This is a genomic window from Acidovorax temperans, from assembly GCF_028596105.1.
Taxonomy (GTDB): domain Bacteria; phylum Pseudomonadota; class Gammaproteobacteria; order Burkholderiales; family Burkholderiaceae_C; genus Acidovorax; species Acidovorax temperans.
On the sequence record NZ_CP117193.1, the window covers coordinates 2,826,507 to 2,841,701 of the forward strand.

At 65.4% G+C, this 15,195-nt stretch carries 15 protein-coding genes; 11 read left to right on the top strand and 4 right to left on the bottom strand.

Annotation, left to right across the window (positions count from 1 at the left end):
• The first annotated feature begins 127 nt into the window (after positions 1 to 127).
• The 3 genes from purM to PQV96_RS13305 all read left to right on the top strand — a co-directional run bounded on the left by purM (position 128) and on the right by PQV96_RS13305 (position 4,127).
• Positions 128 to 1,180 carry a phosphoribosylformylglycinamidine cyclo-ligase gene (purM, locus tag PQV96_RS13295; protein ID WP_044398156.1) on the top strand — a complete coding sequence of 351 codons (1,053 nt, stop codon included), beginning with the start codon at positions 128 to 130 and terminating at the stop codon, positions 1,178 to 1,180.
• A 26-nt stretch (positions 1,181 to 1,206) separates the two neighbouring features.
• The gene (locus PQV96_RS13300) at positions 1,207 to 2,325 is read left to right on the top strand and encodes an AI-2E family transporter (RefSeq protein WP_273623171.1); all 1,119 of its coding nucleotides are present in this window, start codon (positions 1,207 to 1,209) and stop codon (positions 2,323 to 2,325) included.
• Positions 2,326 to 2,531: 206 nt separating this feature from the next.
• On the top strand, positions 2,532 to 4,127 hold the full coding sequence (locus PQV96_RS13305) for a methyl-accepting chemotaxis protein (protein ID WP_273623172.1): 1,596 nt from the start codon (positions 2,532 to 2,534) through the stop codon (positions 4,125 to 4,127).
• Between the two features lie 77 nt (positions 4,128 to 4,204).
• On the opposite strand, the gene PQV96_RS13310 is transcribed toward PQV96_RS13305, so the two are convergent.
• The gene (locus PQV96_RS13310) at positions 4,205 to 5,326 is read right to left on the bottom strand and encodes an extracellular catalytic domain type 1 short-chain-length polyhydroxyalkanoate depolymerase (RefSeq protein WP_273623173.1); all 1,122 of its coding nucleotides are present in this window, start codon (positions 5,324 to 5,326) and stop codon (positions 4,205 to 4,207) included.
• Positions 5,327 to 5,648: 322 nt separating this feature from the next.
• Here PQV96_RS13310 and PQV96_RS13315 point away from each other — a divergent pair, with 322 nt between their 5' ends.
• From PQV96_RS13315 to PQV96_RS13335, 5 genes are all read left to right on the top strand, one after another.
• Complete coding sequence (locus tag PQV96_RS13315) at positions 5,649 to 6,209, top strand: isochorismatase family protein (RefSeq protein ID WP_207375231.1); 561 nt, start codon at positions 5,649 to 5,651, stop codon at positions 6,207 to 6,209.
• A complete protein-coding gene (locus tag PQV96_RS13320; RefSeq protein WP_273623174.1) occupies positions 6,206 to 6,820 on the top strand; it encodes a DJ-1/PfpI family protein in 615 nt (204 codons plus the stop codon). The genes PQV96_RS13315 and PQV96_RS13320 overlap by 4 nt, the downstream gene beginning before the upstream one ends.
• Before the next feature lie 27 nt (positions 6,821 to 6,847).
• Entirely contained in the window at positions 6,848 to 7,843 is a 996-nt protein-coding gene (locus tag PQV96_RS13325; protein ID WP_273623175.1) for a GlxA family transcriptional regulator, read from the top strand.
• A gap of 92 nt (positions 7,844 to 7,935) precedes the next feature.
• Positions 7,936 to 8,442 carry a GAF domain-containing protein gene (locus PQV96_RS13330; RefSeq protein ID WP_066783827.1) on the top strand — a complete coding sequence of 169 codons (507 nt, stop codon included), beginning with the start codon at positions 7,936 to 7,938 and terminating at the stop codon, positions 8,440 to 8,442.
• The gene (locus PQV96_RS13335; protein ID WP_207375234.1) at positions 8,439 to 8,828 is read left to right on the top strand and encodes a DNA-binding transcriptional response regulator; all 390 of its coding nucleotides are present in this window, start codon (positions 8,439 to 8,441) and stop codon (positions 8,826 to 8,828) included. The genes PQV96_RS13330 and PQV96_RS13335 overlap by 4 nt, the downstream gene beginning before the upstream one ends.
• Positions 8,829 to 8,864: 36 nt before the next feature.
• Here the strand turns inward: PQV96_RS13335 and ppk2 are convergent, their stop codons facing one another.
• Positions 8,865 to 9,779 (bottom strand): polyphosphate kinase 2, encoded by a 915-nt coding sequence (gene ppk2 / locus PQV96_RS13340; RefSeq protein ID WP_207375235.1) that lies wholly within the window; start codon positions 9,777 to 9,779, stop codon positions 8,865 to 8,867.
• 156 nt (positions 9,780 to 9,935) lie between these two features.
• On the opposite strand from ppk2, the gene PQV96_RS13345 reads away from it, so the two are divergent.
• Together PQV96_RS13345 and PQV96_RS13350 are read left to right on the top strand one after the other, a co-directional pair.
• Positions 9,936 to 11,006: a transporter gene (locus PQV96_RS13345; protein ID WP_273623176.1), complete on the top strand. Its 1,071-nt coding sequence runs from the start codon at positions 9,936 to 9,938 to the stop codon at positions 11,004 to 11,006.
• Between the two features lie 76 nt (positions 11,007 to 11,082).
• The gene (locus PQV96_RS13350) at positions 11,083 to 11,949 is read left to right on the top strand and encodes a ParB N-terminal domain-containing protein (protein WP_207375236.1); all 867 of its coding nucleotides are present in this window, start codon (positions 11,083 to 11,085) and stop codon (positions 11,947 to 11,949) included.
• Positions 11,950 to 11,975: 26 nt separating this feature from the next.
• On the opposite strand, the gene PQV96_RS13355 is transcribed toward PQV96_RS13350, so the two are convergent.
• Entirely contained in the window at positions 11,976 to 12,827 is an 852-nt protein-coding gene (locus PQV96_RS13355; protein ID WP_207375237.1) for a SirB1 family protein, read from the bottom strand.
• A 95-nt stretch (positions 12,828 to 12,922) separates the two neighbouring features.
• A complete protein-coding gene (gene murJ, locus PQV96_RS13360) occupies positions 12,923 to 14,488 on the bottom strand; it encodes a murein biosynthesis integral membrane protein MurJ (RefSeq protein WP_207375238.1) in 1,566 nt (521 codons plus the stop codon).
• 224 nt (positions 14,489 to 14,712) lie between these two features.
• On the opposite strand from murJ, the gene rpsT reads away from it, so the two are divergent.
• Positions 14,713 to 15,012, top strand: a complete 300-nt coding sequence (gene rpsT / locus PQV96_RS13365) for a 30S ribosomal protein S20 (protein ID WP_044398144.1) — start codon at positions 14,713 to 14,715, stop codon at positions 15,010 to 15,012.
• Positions 15,013 to 15,195: the final 183 nt, after the last annotated feature.

Consider the following 15,195-nt stretch of genomic DNA (forward strand, 5'->3'; position numbering starts at 1 on the left):
AACAGCATGGGCTCCAGAGAGAAAACAGGACGGTGTGAAGGGAGAGCCGCCGGGCAGGCGGCGCGCACCCCGTAAAATCTGCGCAAATTTTAGTCTGCTGTGCACGCTGGTCCGTGCTTACCCTGCCATGAGCAACTCTGCCGCTACCCCTACCCCCCTGTCCTACAAAGACGCTGGCGTTGACATCGACGCTGGCGACGCACTCGTCGAGCGCATCAAGCCCCTGGCCAAGAAAACCATGCGCGAAGGCGTGCTGGCAGGCATTGGCGGCTTTGGCGCCCTGTTTGAAGTGCCCAAGCGCTACAAGGAACCCGTGCTGGTCAGCGGCACCGACGGCGTGGGTACCAAGCTCAAGCTGGCGTTTGAATGGAACATGCACGACACCGTGGGCATCGACCTGGTGGCCATGAGCGTGAACGATGTGCTGGTGCAAGGCGCCGAGCCCCTGTTCTTCCTCGACTACTTTGCCTGCGGCAAGCTGGACGTGGACACCGCCGCCGCCGTGGTGGGCGGCATTGCCAAAGGCTGCGAACTGTCGGGTTGCGCGCTGATTGGCGGTGAAACCGCTGAAATGCCCGGCATGTACCCCGCAGGTGAATACGACCTGGCCGGCTTTGCCGTGGGCGCAGTCGAAAAGTCCAAGATCCTGACTGGCCAGAACGTCGCCCCTGGCGATGTGGTGCTGGGACTGGCCAGCCACGGCGTGCATTCCAACGGCTTCAGCCTGGTGCGCAAGTGCATTGAACGTGCCGAAGCCGCGGGCACCGTGCCCGCCACGCTGGACGGCAAGCCCTTCAAGCAAGCCATCATGGAGCCCACCCGCCTGTACGTGAAGAACGTGCTGGCCGCGCTGGCCGCCCACCCCATCAAGGCACTGGCCCATATCACCGGCGGCGGCCTGCTGGAAAACATTCCCCGCGTGCTGCCCGAAGGCACTGCCGCTCACCTGAAGAAGGGCAGCTGGCCCCAGACTGAGCTGTTTGCCTGGCTGCAAAAGACCGCAGGCATTGACGACATCGAGATGAACCGCACGTTCAACAACGGCATCGGCATGGTGGTGGTGGTAGACGCCGCCAACGCCGAAGCCACGGCCGCCACGCTGCGCGCCGCTGGCGAGCAGGTGTACACCATTGGCACGATTGCGCAGCGCGGCGAGGGTGCCGCAGTGGTCGTCGCCTAACCCCGCACTGCTCCAGCACCACGCGCATGGCGCAGCACCAGCCCCCAGCCCTCTCCCAAGAGCCGCCCCCGGCGGCGCTCACCAGCTACACCCCCTCCAAACAGCCTTTCTGGGCTGCGAGCTCGGGTGTGGTGCTGGCGAGCTACCTGCTGATGGGAGGCACCCTGCTGCTGGTGATGTGGCGCGGGCTGTTGCCAGGGCTGCTGTGCGTATGCCTGGGCTTTTTGCTCACCCGTGCCCTCACTGGGTGGTTCGCTGCAGGCATGCGCAGGCTACCCGGTGTGAACCACGCGCCCCCTGCCGCGCCGCGGGCAGCCCAGGTATTGGCTGCTGCCGTGGTCATGCTGATGCCTCTGGCATTGTTGGCCGCGGGGCTGACGCATTCACGCGGCTACCTGGTCGATGCACCCCAGCAATACCGCGAACTGCTCACCTACATGGCCCGCACGGTGCTGGAGCTGCGCCTGAAGCTACCGGCCGACATGGCCTCCCACCTGCCCGAGGGGGCGGCCGAAATCCAGCGCATCATCGCCCATTACCTGGGCGCCAAGGCAGGCGCACTGGCCATGGCAGGGCGTGCATGGCTGGGCAGTGTGCTGTTTGCTTATGTGGGCCTGCTGATTGGCTCACTGGCCGCCGTGCGCACTACCAAGGCAGGCCTGGGGCCTTTGGCCCAGCAATTGGCCCAGCGCGTCACCCTGTTTGGCGAAGCATTCCGTCAGATCGTGGCGGCACAGTTCTGGATTGCTGCCTTCAACACCTTGCTCACGGCCCTGTTTCTGCTGTTCATTTTGCCGATGTGGGACATGGCCCTGCCCTACACGCCGGTGCTCATCACCCTGACCTTTGTGGCGGGCCTGATACCCATCGTGGGCAACCTGCTGTGCAATGTGGTGATGACCATTGTGGGCTTGTCGGTGTCGCCCCTGGCGGCTGCGGCCTGCCTGGGCTTTCTCATCCTGATCCACAAGGCCGAATACGTCATCAACGCCAAGGTGGTGGGCCAGCGCACGCAGATGGGTGTGTGGGAACTGCTGAGCGTGATGTTCGTGGCCGAGGCCGTCTTTGGCCCGGCGGGACTGGTGGCCGCGCCACTGTTTTACGCTTACCTCAAAAAGGAACTGGTCGCCGCGCGACTGGTGTGACCCTGGGTCGCCACCTCTGAAGCGCGACCCGCGCCTGTAGGTGTTCTCGCGCTTGCGCAGCTCTGTCGGGATAAAACCTGAAGAACGGGTTCAATCTCCGCACATTGCAAACCCAAAGACTAAAATCAGCGCAAACCAGCACAATTTGCAACTTTTTGTAAAAAATTTGCAAATTTGCACCTCTCCTTTCACTTTAGGAGCGCGCCATGACCATTGCAAGAAAACTCGCCCTTCTAGTGCTGTTCGCCCTTTTAGGCATGGTGGTGATGACGGCCTGGTTCCTGGTTTCCGAACGCAAGCTGATCCTTGAAGAGCGACAAACCGGTGTGCGCCAGGTGGTCGAGGTGGCTCATGGCATTGCCGTGCATTTCCACACGCTGAGCACCAAGGGCGCCATGCCCGACGAAGAAGCCCGCCAGCGCGCAGCAGCGGCCATGCAAGCGCTGCGCTACAGCGGCAATGAATACATCTGGATCAACGACATGCATCCCCGCATGGTGATGCACCCCGTCAGGCCTGAGCTGAACGGGCAGGACCTCTCTGCGAACAAAGACCCCAACGGCCTGGCGCTGTTCATGGAATTTGTGCGCATCGTGAAGACGCAAGGCGCCGGTTTTGTGCCCTACATGTGGCCCAAGGCTGGCAGTGATATTCCGGTGGAGAAGACCTCCTACGTCAAAGGCTTTGAGCCCTGGGGCTGGGTGATTGGTTCAGGCGTCTACATCGACACCGTGAACGCCGCCATCTGGAAACGCGCCATGGGCTTTGGTGCCGTGGCACTGGCGCTGGGTGCAGCGGTGCTGGTGGTGGGCACCCTGATCTCACGCAACCTGCTGCGGCAGTTGGGTGGCGAACCCGACTATGCGCGCCTCGTCGCGCGCAGCATTGCCCAGGGTGACCTGGCCGTGGCGGTGAAGACCCGGCCCGGTGACGAGTCCAGCCTGATGCTGGACATACAGGCCATGCGCGACAGCCTGCACCGCATCGTGCAGCGGGTACGCAGCGGCACCGAGCACATCGCCAGCGCCTCGCAACAGATCGCGGCGGGCAACAGCAACCTGTCGGGCCGCACCGAATCCCAAGCCAGTGCGCTGGAGCAAACGGCTGCGTCGATGGAGGAAATGACCTCCAACGTCAAACAGAACGCCGACAACGCACGCCAGGCCAGCATGCTGGCGAAGTCTGCCTCCGACGTGGCGCGCCAGGGGGGCGCTGTGGTGGAAAAGGTCGTGCAGACCATGGACTCGATTGAAGCGTCGTCACGCAAGGTCGCAGACATCACAGGCGTGATTGAAGGCATTGCCTTTCAGACCAACATCCTCGCGCTGAATGCGGCGGTGGAAGCGGCCCGCGCCGGTGAACAAGGCCGGGGCTTTGCGGTGGTGGCGACCGAAGTGCGCAGCCTGGCCCAGCGCTCCTCCGAAGCGGCCAAAGAAATCAAGGCCCTGATCGGAAATTCCGCTGAACAGGTCAAGGCCGGCACGCAACTGGCTCAGGAAGCCGGCACCACCATGCAGGCGGTGGTGAACAGCGTGCTGCAGGTGTCGTCCGTGATCGAAGAAATCAGCCAGGCCAGCCGCGAACAGACCGACGGCATCGAGCAGATCAACCAGGCCGTGGCGCAGATGGACCAGGGCACGCAGCAGAACGCCGCGCTGGTGGAAGAAGCCGCAGCGGCTGCCGCAGCCTTGCAGCAGCACGCGCAAGAGCTGACGCAGGTGGTGGCGACTTTCCATCTGGACGAATCCCACCAGGCCCCAGCTGCACGCTCGACCGGCACGGCACCGCTGCGACTGACCTGAGCGGCCTTCGTACACGCCAGCCATCAAAAATGATAGCTACCAGCGCTTGATGCATAAGCGCTAGCGGCCATTTTTCTTCAAATTTTCTTGAACTGCCTTGCCACAAAAGCCCAGATCAGGGCGGATGCATCCGGTCCCGCCGGATCGCTGTAAGGCCAACGGGAAGCCCCGCCGCTCCAGGCGTGGTCCAGCCCGGCAATTTCGCGCAACGACACGGCCAACTGGCCGCGCAGCTTGAAGTCCACCGCCCGCATCGGATACCGCTGCCCGCGCGCCACGGTGCGCTCTGCCGTGGCACGGGCGCCCGACGCCTGGGCCCAGAGCAGTGCTGTGGCCGTGGCGTTGCGCACGGACACCACGCGGTCGGCATCGCCATGCAGCACCAGCAGGGGCGGCAGGCGCAATCCCTGGGGGGCTGCGGGCAACCCTGTGTCGGTCATGGCGGCTGGCAGCGCGGGCCATGCATCAGGCAATTGCGCATCACGGGTGCCGCGCATGGCGGCCAAGGCGTTGGCGGCCGATTCGGCCGTACCCGGTGCCACCCCCGAATGCATGGCCACGGCGCAGAACCGCGTGGGGTACAGCGCCGCGAGCAGCGCAGCCATGCTGGCACCCGCCGACAGGCCCGCCACGGCCACACGTGAGAGGTCTACAGGGTGCCGCCGCGCCACTTGGTCCACGGCGGCGAGTACCGTGGCCGCCTCGGCGTCGGCCTTGCCGCTGCGGCGCTCGAACCAGTTCCAGCAGCCCTGGGGGTTGGCCATGCGCTCTTGCTCCGGGTAGAGCACCAGAAAGCGCTTGCGCGTTGCAATGCGGTTCATGCGCGAGATGGCGGCCAGGTCACTTCCCGTCTGGCGGCACCCATGCAGCATGACCAGCAGCGGCAGCTTTTCGCCCGGGCGCAGGGCCAGCCCGCTGGGCACGTAGGCATGGAACCGCCGCGCCCCTGCCGGGCCCGGGGCCACGCCAGAGATCCACTCGCCCCGCAGCGGCACCGGCTTGGTGGCTGCGCGCGGCGTACGGCCGGTGGACGGCACTGGGGCCACCGCACTTTTGCGCGGTGCAGCGCGCAGCTTTGACACCGCCTTGGCCCGCACGGGCTTGCTGGCCGCCCCTGCCGCACGGGCAAAGGCCTTGAGATTGCGCTGGTAGGCCCGTGCCAGGGACGACAGGGAAAACAGGCGGGAGCGGCGGGGCATAGGCAGGAGGGCGTGCGGGCGATGTTCAAAACACAGGGAAAACCCTAGTCACCTTAACAGCTTCTTGCCATGCCTGGCGAATTGCTACTTTTTTTATAGCTATCAGGGCATGATTCACTGGCGCTTGAGGCTGCTTTTTCTTCAAACCACCCTCCAGCGGCAACCCAGGCCACCCCACCCGGCAAGCGGCGCCAGCCAGGCCACTTCGCCAGCAGAATACTGATGACTGAAATTGATCGAATCCTGTCCTCGGCGGTTCGGACGTCGGCTCGCTGCGCACGGAAGATAAGCGCATCCCAACCACTGCCTCCGCGAGTCTTCCATGAAAACCTGTCTGATAGTGATTGATGTCCAGGAATCCTTCCGCCACCGCCCCTTCTTCACCGAACGCCACCTGCCCGCCTACCTGCAAGCGCAGAACGCGCTGATCGACGGTTGCGTCGCCCAGGGCATCCCGGTGCTGCGCGTGTTCCACAGCGACGGCCCCGAAGTGGCCGAGAACCCGTTCTCGCAGGCCTCCGGCCAGGTGCGTGCGCTCGATGGCCTGGCGCCTTTCGAGGCGGCGGCCACCTTCACCAAGTCGCGCCACAGCGCGCTGGTGGGCACGGGGCTGGATGTGTGGCTCACGCGCCATGGCATTCAGCGCCTGATCATCAGCGGCATCCGCACCGAACAGTGCTGCGAAACCACCACCCGCCACGCATCCGACCTGGGCTGGGACGTGGACTACGTGATCGACGCCACCCTGACCTGGGACATGGTGCAGCCCGACGGCCAGGTGCTGGCAGCGGCCGACATCAAGACCCGCACCGCCACCGTGCTGCAGGGCCGCTTTGCCACGCTGTGCACCGTGCAGCAGGCGCTGGACCGGGCGGCCGCATGAGCACGCAGCCACTACAGGTCACCATCCTGGTGTTCGATGACGTGGAGGCCCTGGACCTGGGCGGGCCCTACGAGGTCTTCACCACCGCCAGCCGCGTGCACCAGCGACAGCACCCGGAGGCCGCCGCACCCTTTGTGGTGCAGTGCGTAGCCCGCAGCATGGCCCCGGTGCGCGCCCGTGCGGGCCTGCGTGTGTTGCCCGATGCAGACTTTGCCAGCGCCGCCGCACCCGATGTGGTCATCGTGCCCGGCGGCGTGGTCGACGCCGCAGCGGCCTGCCCCGCCACCCGCGCCTGGGTGGCGCAGGCGGCTGGGGCCGCGCAGATCACGGCCTCGGTGTGCACGGGGGCCTTCATCCTCGCGGCAGCCGGGGTGCTGACCGAAGGCCCGGCCACCACGCACTGGGAGGACATTGCCGACCTGCGCACGCAGTACCCCGCGCTCGACGTGTTGGAGAATCTGCGCTGGGTGGACCGGGGCGCGCTGGTCACGTCCGCAGGCATCAGCGCGGGCATCGACATGAGCCTGCACCTGGTCACCCGCCTGCTGGGCGCGGCGCTGTCCGAGCGCACGGCCCGCCAGATGGACACGCCCTGGAACCCTCAGCCATGACACGCTTTTAGCCACTCAACGCCATCAATGCAGAACCCGGCCCCCTCTCCCATCCACGTATATTTCGCCCTGCCGCCGGGCAGCCTGGTGCTGGACTGGGCCGGCCCCGCCGAGGCGCTGCGCATTGCCAACCAGACCTTGGCCAAGCAAGGCCAGCCTGAGCGGTTTGTGCAGCACTTTGTGAGCCCCACGCCCGAGTCTGTCTCGTCGGTCGGCGCCGTGCTGACCCAGCTGGAGCCACTGCCCGCCACCCTGCCACGCCCCGCGTGGGTGGTGCTGGTGGGCCTGGCCGGGCAACACATCGTAGTGGACGGTGACGAGGCCCGCGCACTGCTGCACTGGCTGCGCGGGCTGCGCCCTGTGGCAGGGCAGCTGGAGCTGATCACCGTGTGCGCGGGCTCGGTGCTGGCCGCCCACGCCGGCCTGCTGACGGGGCGCCGCGCCACCACGCACCACCAGCACCTTCATGAACTGGCCGCCGTGGACCCGCGCTGCGACGTGGTGGCCAACCGCGTGTTTGTGGCCGACGGCGCGGTGTACAGCAGCGCTGGCGTGACCACGGGCATCGACCTGCTGCTGCACCGCGTCTCCGACACTTGCGGCCCGGCGCTGGCAGCCCAGGTGGCACAGGCCATGGTGGTGGCGCTGCGCCGGGGTCCCAACGACCCGGAGTTTTCGCCCTTTCTGCACCACCGCAACCACCTGCACCCGGCCCTGCACCGCGTGCAGGACGCCGTGGGACAACAACCCCAGGCCGACTGGAGCGTGCCGCAGATGGCCGAGGTGGCGCACACCTCGTCACGCCACCTCACACGACTTTTTCTGGAGCATGCGGGCATCGCCCCGCTGCAGTACCTGCGCCGCATCCGCCTGGCCACGGCCGAGGCCGCGCTGCGCTCGGGCCAGAACGTGACGCAGGCGGCGCTGATGGCGGGGTTCAGCTCTGACACGCAGTTGCGCCGGGCCTGGCACCAGTTCGGGCGTGGCGGCACGCCATCACAGGGCAGTGCGCGCAGCCACTGAGGGGCCCGTCCTGCGTGATGCCGCGCGATGCACTCGACCCAGCACCCGCCGATAATCAAGCCCTTTGCCACACCACCCGCCGGGTCGCCACCATGCAAGAACCACCCCGCCCCGCCAACGAGCCCGACCGCCTGCAGGCCCTGCGCCAGCTGCTGATTCTGGACACGCCCCCCGAGGAGCGGTTTGACCGCCTGACGGCCTTTGCCGCGCAGGAGTTCGACGTGCCCACGGCACTGCTTTCGCTCATCGACGACGACCGCCAGTGGTTCAAGTCCCGCGTGGGCATGGACCAGTGCGAGACCTCGCGGGGCATCTCGTTCTGCGGCCACGCCATCCTGCAGGACGACATCATGGTGGTGTCCGATGTGAACCAGGACGAGCGCTTTATCGACAACCCGCTGGTGACGGGCGAGCCCCACATCCAGTTCTATGCCGGCGCCCCGCTCAAGCTGCCGGGTGGGCAGAACGTGGGCACGCTGTGCCTGATCGATAGCAAACCGCGCACCCTGGACGACATCGACCTGGCCATCCTGGGATCGCTGCGCGATCTGGCAGTGGAAGAACTGGTGCGCTGCGAGCACGGAGACGCTGCCCCATGAACGACCGCAGCCCCCAGGACATCCTGCTGATCGAACCCAGTTCGCTGACCGGCAGCATCATCGTGGCCACGGCCCGCCAGCTGAACCTACCCGTGGTGCGGCAGGTGAACAGCTTACGCATGGCCCAGCAGCGGCTGAGCCATGAGAGCTATGCGGGCGTGATCGTCTCGCTGGACGAGCAAGAGCAGGAGGCCATCGCCCTGCTGGAGCAGGTGCGTAACGACGCCCTGGCTGTCAGCGCCGATGTGCCGGTGGCGGTCACCACCACGCAGGTGGATGCGTCCACCGCCGTGAAGATGAAGGCCTTGCAGGTGCGGCCGGTGCTGATCAAGCCCTTCAAGGTGCGGGACGTGATCGCCACCATTGGTCTGCTGAAGGACGGATAGCCGCCCCCACCGCGCAGCCCGCCGGGTGCCTCCATCTCAATAGATCTCTGGCACGTACATGCTGGCCGGCACGGGCTGGCGCAGGTATTCGGGGTTCCGCACGCGGTCAGGCAGCACCACGGGCGGGTGCGGCACCTCCTGGTAGGGCAGCTGCGACAGCAGGTGCGCAATGCAGTTCAGGCGCGCCTTTTTCTTGTCCACCGCCTGCACCACCCACCAGGGAGCTTCGGGGATGTGGGTGCGCTCCAGCATGGTTTCCTTGGCCTTGGTGTAGGCCTCCCAGCGCACGCGGCTTTCCAGGTCCATGGGGCTGAGCTTCCACTGCTTGAGGGGATCATGGATGCGCCCCAGAAAGCGCAAATGCTGCTCTTCGTCAGTGATCGAGAACCAGTATTTGACAAGCTTGATACCCGAGCGCACCAGCATCTTTTCAAATTCAGGCACCGTGCGGAAAAACTCTTCGTACTCATCGTCCGAGCAAAAGCCCATCACACGCTCCACTCCCGCACGGTTGTACCAGCTGCGGTCAAACAGCACGATCTCGCCAGCCGCTGGCAGGTGGGCCACATAGCGCTGAAAGTACCACTGCGTGCGCTCGCGGTCGTTGGGCGCAGGCAGTGCGGCCACACGCGCCACCCGTGGGTTCAGCCGCTGGGTGATGCGCTTGATCACCCCGCCCTTGCCCGCCGCATCGCGGCCCTCAAACAGAATCACCACCTTCTGGCGGCTGTGCTGCACCCAGTCCTGCAGCTTGACGAGCTCGCCCTGCAGGCGAAACAGCTCTTTGAAGTAGCGCTGGCGCTCCAGCTTGTCGGTGGCCACCAGGTCACCCGCCTCATCCACGTTGCGGTCTTCAATCTCCAGCTCCAACTCTTCGTCGTAGCTGTCCATCAAGTCATTGGCGATGCGCTGCATCAGGTCTTGGGCATCGAACGGGGCGTTCTGGAGCATGGCTGTGAAACGGTGCAAAAAGGTGCGCCCATGCTGCCCTGCCTTGGTGACAACACAGTGACAGCCACCAAACGGTCATCAAACCGTCACGCTCGCAGCGCACGATGGCAGGCTGCCCTCCCGTCCGGGCCCTTGTTCCTTCTGCCTACCCATTTCATGACAGTCCACTCCGCTGGCACGCTGCCACACCACAGCTACGGCGGCGACTCGGCAGGTCTGGTGTGCGGCTACCTCATGCAGGGCAGCGTGCCGGCCACACCGCTGGACAGCGCCGAGGCGGCGCGATGGCTGCAGGCGCACCCACAGGCAACGCCCACCGTGCGGGGCGGCACACCGCGGGCTGTCGCGGCTCCCTTCGTCTGGCTGCACTTCAACCTGGCACACGCCCAGGCCCTGCGCTGGATACAGCGGCACGCCCAGCTGCCCGATGCGTTTTTTGAGGCACTCAAAGAGGGCTCGCACTCCACCCGCATCGAACGCGACGACGATGCCCTGGTGGGCGTGCTCAACGACGCACATTTCGACTTCGCCTTCGAACCCTTTGACATTGCCACGCTGTGGATTTGCGTGCTGCCCCACGTGGTCATCACCGCGCGCGCCCACCCGCTGCGGTCGGTGGACGCCCTGCGCACGGCCGTGCGGCAGGGCTACACGCCGCGCTCCAGCGTGGCGCTGCTGGAGCAACTGATGCGCACCCAGGCCGCCGGGCTGGTGGACATCGTGCGCGGCGTCACCCAGCGCATCGACGGCATTGAGGATGAATTGCTGGCGGGCCGGCTCAACCACAAGCGGGCCCGGCTGGGCGTGCTGCGGCGGTTGCTGGTGCGGCTGCAGCGGCTGCTGGCCCCCGAGCCTGCAGCCCTGTTCCGCCTGCTGCAGCACCCACCCACCTGGATGGGCGCCGACGATGTGCAGGAGCTGCGCGATTCCACCGAAGAGTTCTCGGTGGTGCTGCGCGACATGCAGGGCCTGCAAGAGCGCATCAAGCTGCTGCAGGAAGAACTGGCGGCCAGCGTGCAAGAGGCCAACAGCCGCAGCCTGTTCGTGCTGACCGTGGTCACCGTGCTGGCGCTGCCCATCAACATTCTTGCGGGCCTGCTGGGCATGAACGTGGGGGGCATCCCGCTGGCCAACAGCGAACATGGCTTTTGGGTCATCGTGGGCATCCTCGTGGTGTTCACAGCAGTGGCGGGCTGGCTGGCCCTGCGCGGCACGCGGGACAACTGAGCCTTGCCAGACAGCAAGCACGGCGCAACTACAATGCCGCCCCTGCCTTGAAGACCCGGCCACGCGCCCACACACCATGAACATCGTTGTCAACGAAGAACTCAAAGCCTACATCGACCCCCTGACCCCGGAAGAACACGATGCGCTGGAGCGCAGCATTCTGGCCGAGGGTTGCCGCGATGCCCTGGTGCTGTGGGGCGATGTGCTGGTGGACGGCCACAACCGCTACGGCATTTGCCAAAAGCACGGCCTACCCTTCCAAACCGTGCAGAACACGCGCTTCCAATCGATGGAAGATGTGCACCTGTGGATGATTGACCAGCACCTGGGCCGCCGCAGCGTTTCTGACTTTCAGCGCGGCGTGCTGGCGCTGCGCAAGCGCGAGATCGTGGCAGAGCGCCGTGCACGCGCGGCTGCAGCCTTTGTGGCGGGCAATGCGCAAGCAGAAACGCAGCCTGAAGAAAGCTCTGCAACCGCCGCCCCTGCGGCGGCCAGCGTGGCGCCACCCGAAGACCTGAGCAGCCGCGAAGCCATTGCGCGCGCGGCCCGCCTGAGCAGCAGCCAGGTGGTCATGATTGAAAAAATCCAGAAGCAGGCAGCGCCGGAGCTGGTGGCGGCGGTGAAGTCCGGCACCATCTCGCTCAACGCCGCAGCCGCCGTGGCCACCCTGCCTGCGGAAGAACAGGTGGCTGCCGCCACCGCAGGCAAAGACGAGCTCAAACAAGCCGCCAAGCGCGTGCGCGAAGCCAAGCGCAAAACCCGCGAAGAAGCCGCACCCAAAAATGCAGACGAGACCTCACAGTCCGCTGACGCCAGCAACGCCGATGAGCTGACAACACTGCGCGCGCGTGTGGCCGAGCTGACGGCCGAAAACGAGGCCCTGCGCCAGCAACTGGCCCAGTTGCGCGCACAACTCTCAGCAGAAGACGGCCAGCCGTTTTAAAGGGCGCTAGGCGCCAATCTTTTGGGTTAACCCAGCGAACGCCGCAGGGCGTTCAACCGCTCGGTCACCATGTCGGCATCGAGCCCGTCTTCGGCGTGCGCCAGGTAGGTTTCCAGGTCTTGCACTGCTTCTTTCGCGTTGCCCAATTCGGCATGGGCCAGGCCACGGTCCCGCCGCTCACCCCATGCCTGGGGTGAGAGCACCACCAAGCGGTCCAGCACCGCCGTCAGGCGCTGCCAGTCTTGCTGCGAGCGGTGCACTTCCTTGAGGTTGCGCAGCATGCGGGCAATGATGTCGCGCGGCGTGGCCGCCTGCAGATACAGGCCCAGCGGCACGTCATAGTCATCCACCAGCCCGCTCTGGCGCTTGTAGGGCTCGAGCCGCTCGGAGAGGTCTTCGCGGCTGAGCGATTGGCCCGTGGTCGGGTTCATCACCACCTGCCCCTTGGGCAGCAGCACCTTCACCATGAAGTGGCCCGGAAAACCCACCCCGCGCACATGCAGACCCAGCCCCTGGGCCAGCTCCATCCACAACACCGCCAGGCTGATGGGAATGCCCCTGCGCGTGCGCAGCACCGCATTCAGGTAGCTGTTGTCGGGGTCGTAGTAATTGTTGACGTTGCCCGCGAAGCCCAGGTCGGAATAAAAGAACTGGTTGAGCATGTGCAACCGCTGCAGCGACGGGGCATCGCTGGCCAGGCGTCGGCGGATGCGGGCCTGCATCTGGTCCACATCGCCCAGCAGTTGCTGCACATCCAACTCGGGGTACTCGTCCTGCGCGATGCTGGCGGCGGCTTCGAGCAGCGGAAAGTGCTCGTCGCTTTGCACTAGGCAAGCGAAATACTCCAGGGACGAAGGAACGGTATAGCTCAGGGACATGGCAGATTTTTAGGTGGGGGCTGCATGGCAGTCAAGGCGCAAAACCGGGGGCTTTACCCCGGTGTTACCGCCACTGCGCCGCGTGCAAAGAACGCTCAGCGGCGCAGCATCTGCCGCAGCTTGAGCCCTGCGGCCCACAGGGCACCGAAATACACCACGGCAGCCGCCACCATCAACCCCAGCAACAGCAGCACCCGCTGGCCGCTGTGGGCGCGCAGGGCCACCCAGTCAAAGTAATGTGAGCCCCAGGCCAGCAGCACTGCCAGCAACGCACTGGCCGCCACCACCTGCAAGGCAAAGCGCGACCAGCCCGGCTGAGGCTGGTAGCTGCCGCGCCGCACCAGCCCGATCAACAGCCACAGCGCGTTGACCAGAGCCCCCAGGCCAATCGACAGGGCCAGCCCCGCGTGGTCGATGAGCGGCACCAGAACGGCGTTGAGGATCTGGGTGATGACCAACACCACGATGGCAATCTTGACCGGCGTGCGCACATCCTGGCTGGCGTAGTAGCCGGGCGCCAGCACCTTGATGGCTACCAGGCCCAGCAAGCCCGCCCCATAGCCAGCCAACGCCACGGCAATCTGCCCCACATCGGTGTCTGCCAGCTTGCCGTAGTGGAACAAGGTGGCCACCAAGGGTTTGGCAAAAGTGAGCAACGCCACGGCACAGGGCACGGCCAGCAGCACCACGATGCGCAAACCCCAATCCAACATGGCCGAGTATTTCTGCGCATCCCCCGCCGCTTTGGCGGCAGTGAGCTGGGGGGTGAGCACCACACCCAGAGCCACACCCAGCAAGGCCGTGGGGAATTCCATCAGCCGATCGGCATAAAACAACCAGGTGACGCTGCCGGGCGCCAGGTAAGAAGCAATCTGCGTGTTGATCATCAGGGACACCTGCGCCACCCCCACACCCAGCAGAATGGGCGCCATCAACGTCAGCACCCGGCGCACGCCCGGCTCAGCCCAGGCCGCGCCCAGGGCACCCCAGGTCACCCCAATGCGGGGCATGAGTCCCATGCGAAGCAGCACCGGGATTTGAACCCCCAGTTGCAGCACGCCCCCCAGCATCACCCCACCCGCCATGGCGTAGATGGGCTCGATGCCGCGCGCCTCCAGCTGGGGCGCCCCCAGCCAGGCCGCGCCAATCATGGAAAGGTTGAGCAACACGGGCGAGGCGGCGGGCACGGCAAAGTGCTTCCAGGTGTTGAGAATTCCGGCGGCCAGCGCCACCATGGACATGAAACCGATGTAGGGAAACATCCACCGCGTCATCAACACGGCAGCGTCAAAAGCCTCGGGGGTTTGGCGCATGCCGCTGGCCAGGGCCCACACCAGCGCAGGCGCCCCCAGCACACCCAGCGTGCAAGTCAACAGCAGCGTCCAGGCCAGGGCGGTGGCCACCGCAGCGATCAGCCGGTGCGTGGCCTCCTCGCCTTCTTTGGTCTTTGTGGTTGCCAGCACGGGCACAAAGGCTTGCGCAAATGCACCCTCGGCAAACAGGCGGCGAAACAGGTTGGGAATGCGGAAAGCGACGTTGAAGGCGTCCGTGAGGGCGCTGGCGCCAAACATGGACGCCATCAAAAGGTCGCGCACCAGGCCCGTCACGCGGGAGGCCAGGGTCAGCAGGGATACGGTGGAGGCGGCTTTGAACAGAGACACCGCCGGGAGTGTATTCGCAGCGCACGGCCCCGCCTGGGCGGCTGTGGGGTTGTTTCACGCCCTTACCTGAAACATCCGGGCGGATGCAGCGCCGCGCAGGGCCCATATGCCCGGCGAGCAGATGCCCGGAATGGGCCCGCTGGCGAAAAGCCCCGCCCTTCTCAGCCAGTGGGCTATAATCGTCGGCTTTGCTGACATCATCCTCAGACTCAAGGAACTAAATCATGGCATCCGCTAAACCAAAGAAAAAGAACCCACGCCTGGCGTCGGGCCGTAAGCGCGTCCGTCAGGACGTCAAGATCAACGCAGCCAACACATCGCTGCGTTCCAAATACCGCACTGCCGTCAAGAACGTCGAAAAGGCTGTTCTGGCTGGCGACAAGGTGAAGGCTGCTGAAGCTTTTGCCAAGGCACAAAGCGTGGTGGATACCGTTGCCGACAAGGGCATCTTCCACAAGAACAAGGCAGCTCGCGATAAGAGCCGCCTGGCAGCCAAGGTGAAAGCCCTGGCACTGGCCGCCTGACCCACTTCAGGCAAACAGCACGGGTAGTGCAAACTGCCCGCCGTTTGTAACGGGTGCGCTGTCAGCAAAACATCAAAACCGCCTTCGGGCGGTTTTTTTGTTTCACGATGACTCCAGCCCGACATTGCGCTGGACTGCGCTGTAGCCCGATACAGCAGGTTTATCAATAACTTACGCGCGTCC

Bases quoted from the DNA above. Each gene is read 5' to 3' on its own strand.
- PQV96_RS13310 (WP_273623173.1), bottom strand. From the start codon at position 5,326: ATGCCCCGCCGCTCCCGCCTGTTTTCCCTGTCGTCCCTGGCACGGGCC.
- PQV96_RS13335 (WP_207375234.1), top strand. From the start codon at position 8,439: ATGAACGACCGCAGCCCCCAGGACATCCTGCTGATCGAACCCAGTTCG.
- PQV96_RS13325 (WP_273623175.1), top strand. From the start codon at position 6,848: ATGCAGAACCCGGCCCCCTCTCCCATCCACGTATATTTCGCCCTGCCG.
- purM (WP_044398156.1), top strand. From the start codon at position 128: ATGAGCAACTCTGCCGCTACCCCTACCCCCCTGTCCTACAAAGACGCT.
- ppk2 (WP_207375235.1), bottom strand. From the start codon at position 9,779: ATGCTCCAGAACGCCCCGTTCGATGCCCAAGACCTGATGCAGCGCATC.
- PQV96_RS13315 (WP_207375231.1), top strand. From the start codon at position 5,649: ATGAAAACCTGTCTGATAGTGATTGATGTCCAGGAATCCTTCCGCCAC.
- PQV96_RS13345 (WP_273623176.1), top strand. From the start codon at position 9,936: ATGACAGTCCACTCCGCTGGCACGCTGCCACACCACAGCTACGGCGGC.
- PQV96_RS13320 (WP_273623174.1), top strand. From the start codon at position 6,206: ATGAGCACGCAGCCACTACAGGTCACCATCCTGGTGTTCGATGACGTG.
- PQV96_RS13305 (WP_273623172.1), top strand. From the start codon at position 2,532: ATGACCATTGCAAGAAAACTCGCCCTTCTAGTGCTGTTCGCCCTTTTA.
- PQV96_RS13355 (WP_207375237.1), bottom strand. From the start codon at position 12,827: ATGTCCCTGAGCTATACCGTTCCTTCGTCCCTGGAGTATTTCGCTTGC.
- PQV96_RS13300 (WP_273623171.1), top strand. From the start codon at position 1,207: ATGGCGCAGCACCAGCCCCCAGCCCTCTCCCAAGAGCCGCCCCCGGCG.
- PQV96_RS13350 (WP_207375236.1), top strand. From the start codon at position 11,083: ATGAACATCGTTGTCAACGAAGAACTCAAAGCCTACATCGACCCCCTG.
- rpsT (WP_044398144.1), top strand. From the start codon at position 14,713: ATGGCATCCGCTAAACCAAAGAAAAAGAACCCACGCCTGGCGTCGGGC.
- PQV96_RS13330 (WP_066783827.1), top strand. From the start codon at position 7,936: ATGCAAGAACCACCCCGCCCCGCCAACGAGCCCGACCGCCTGCAGGCC.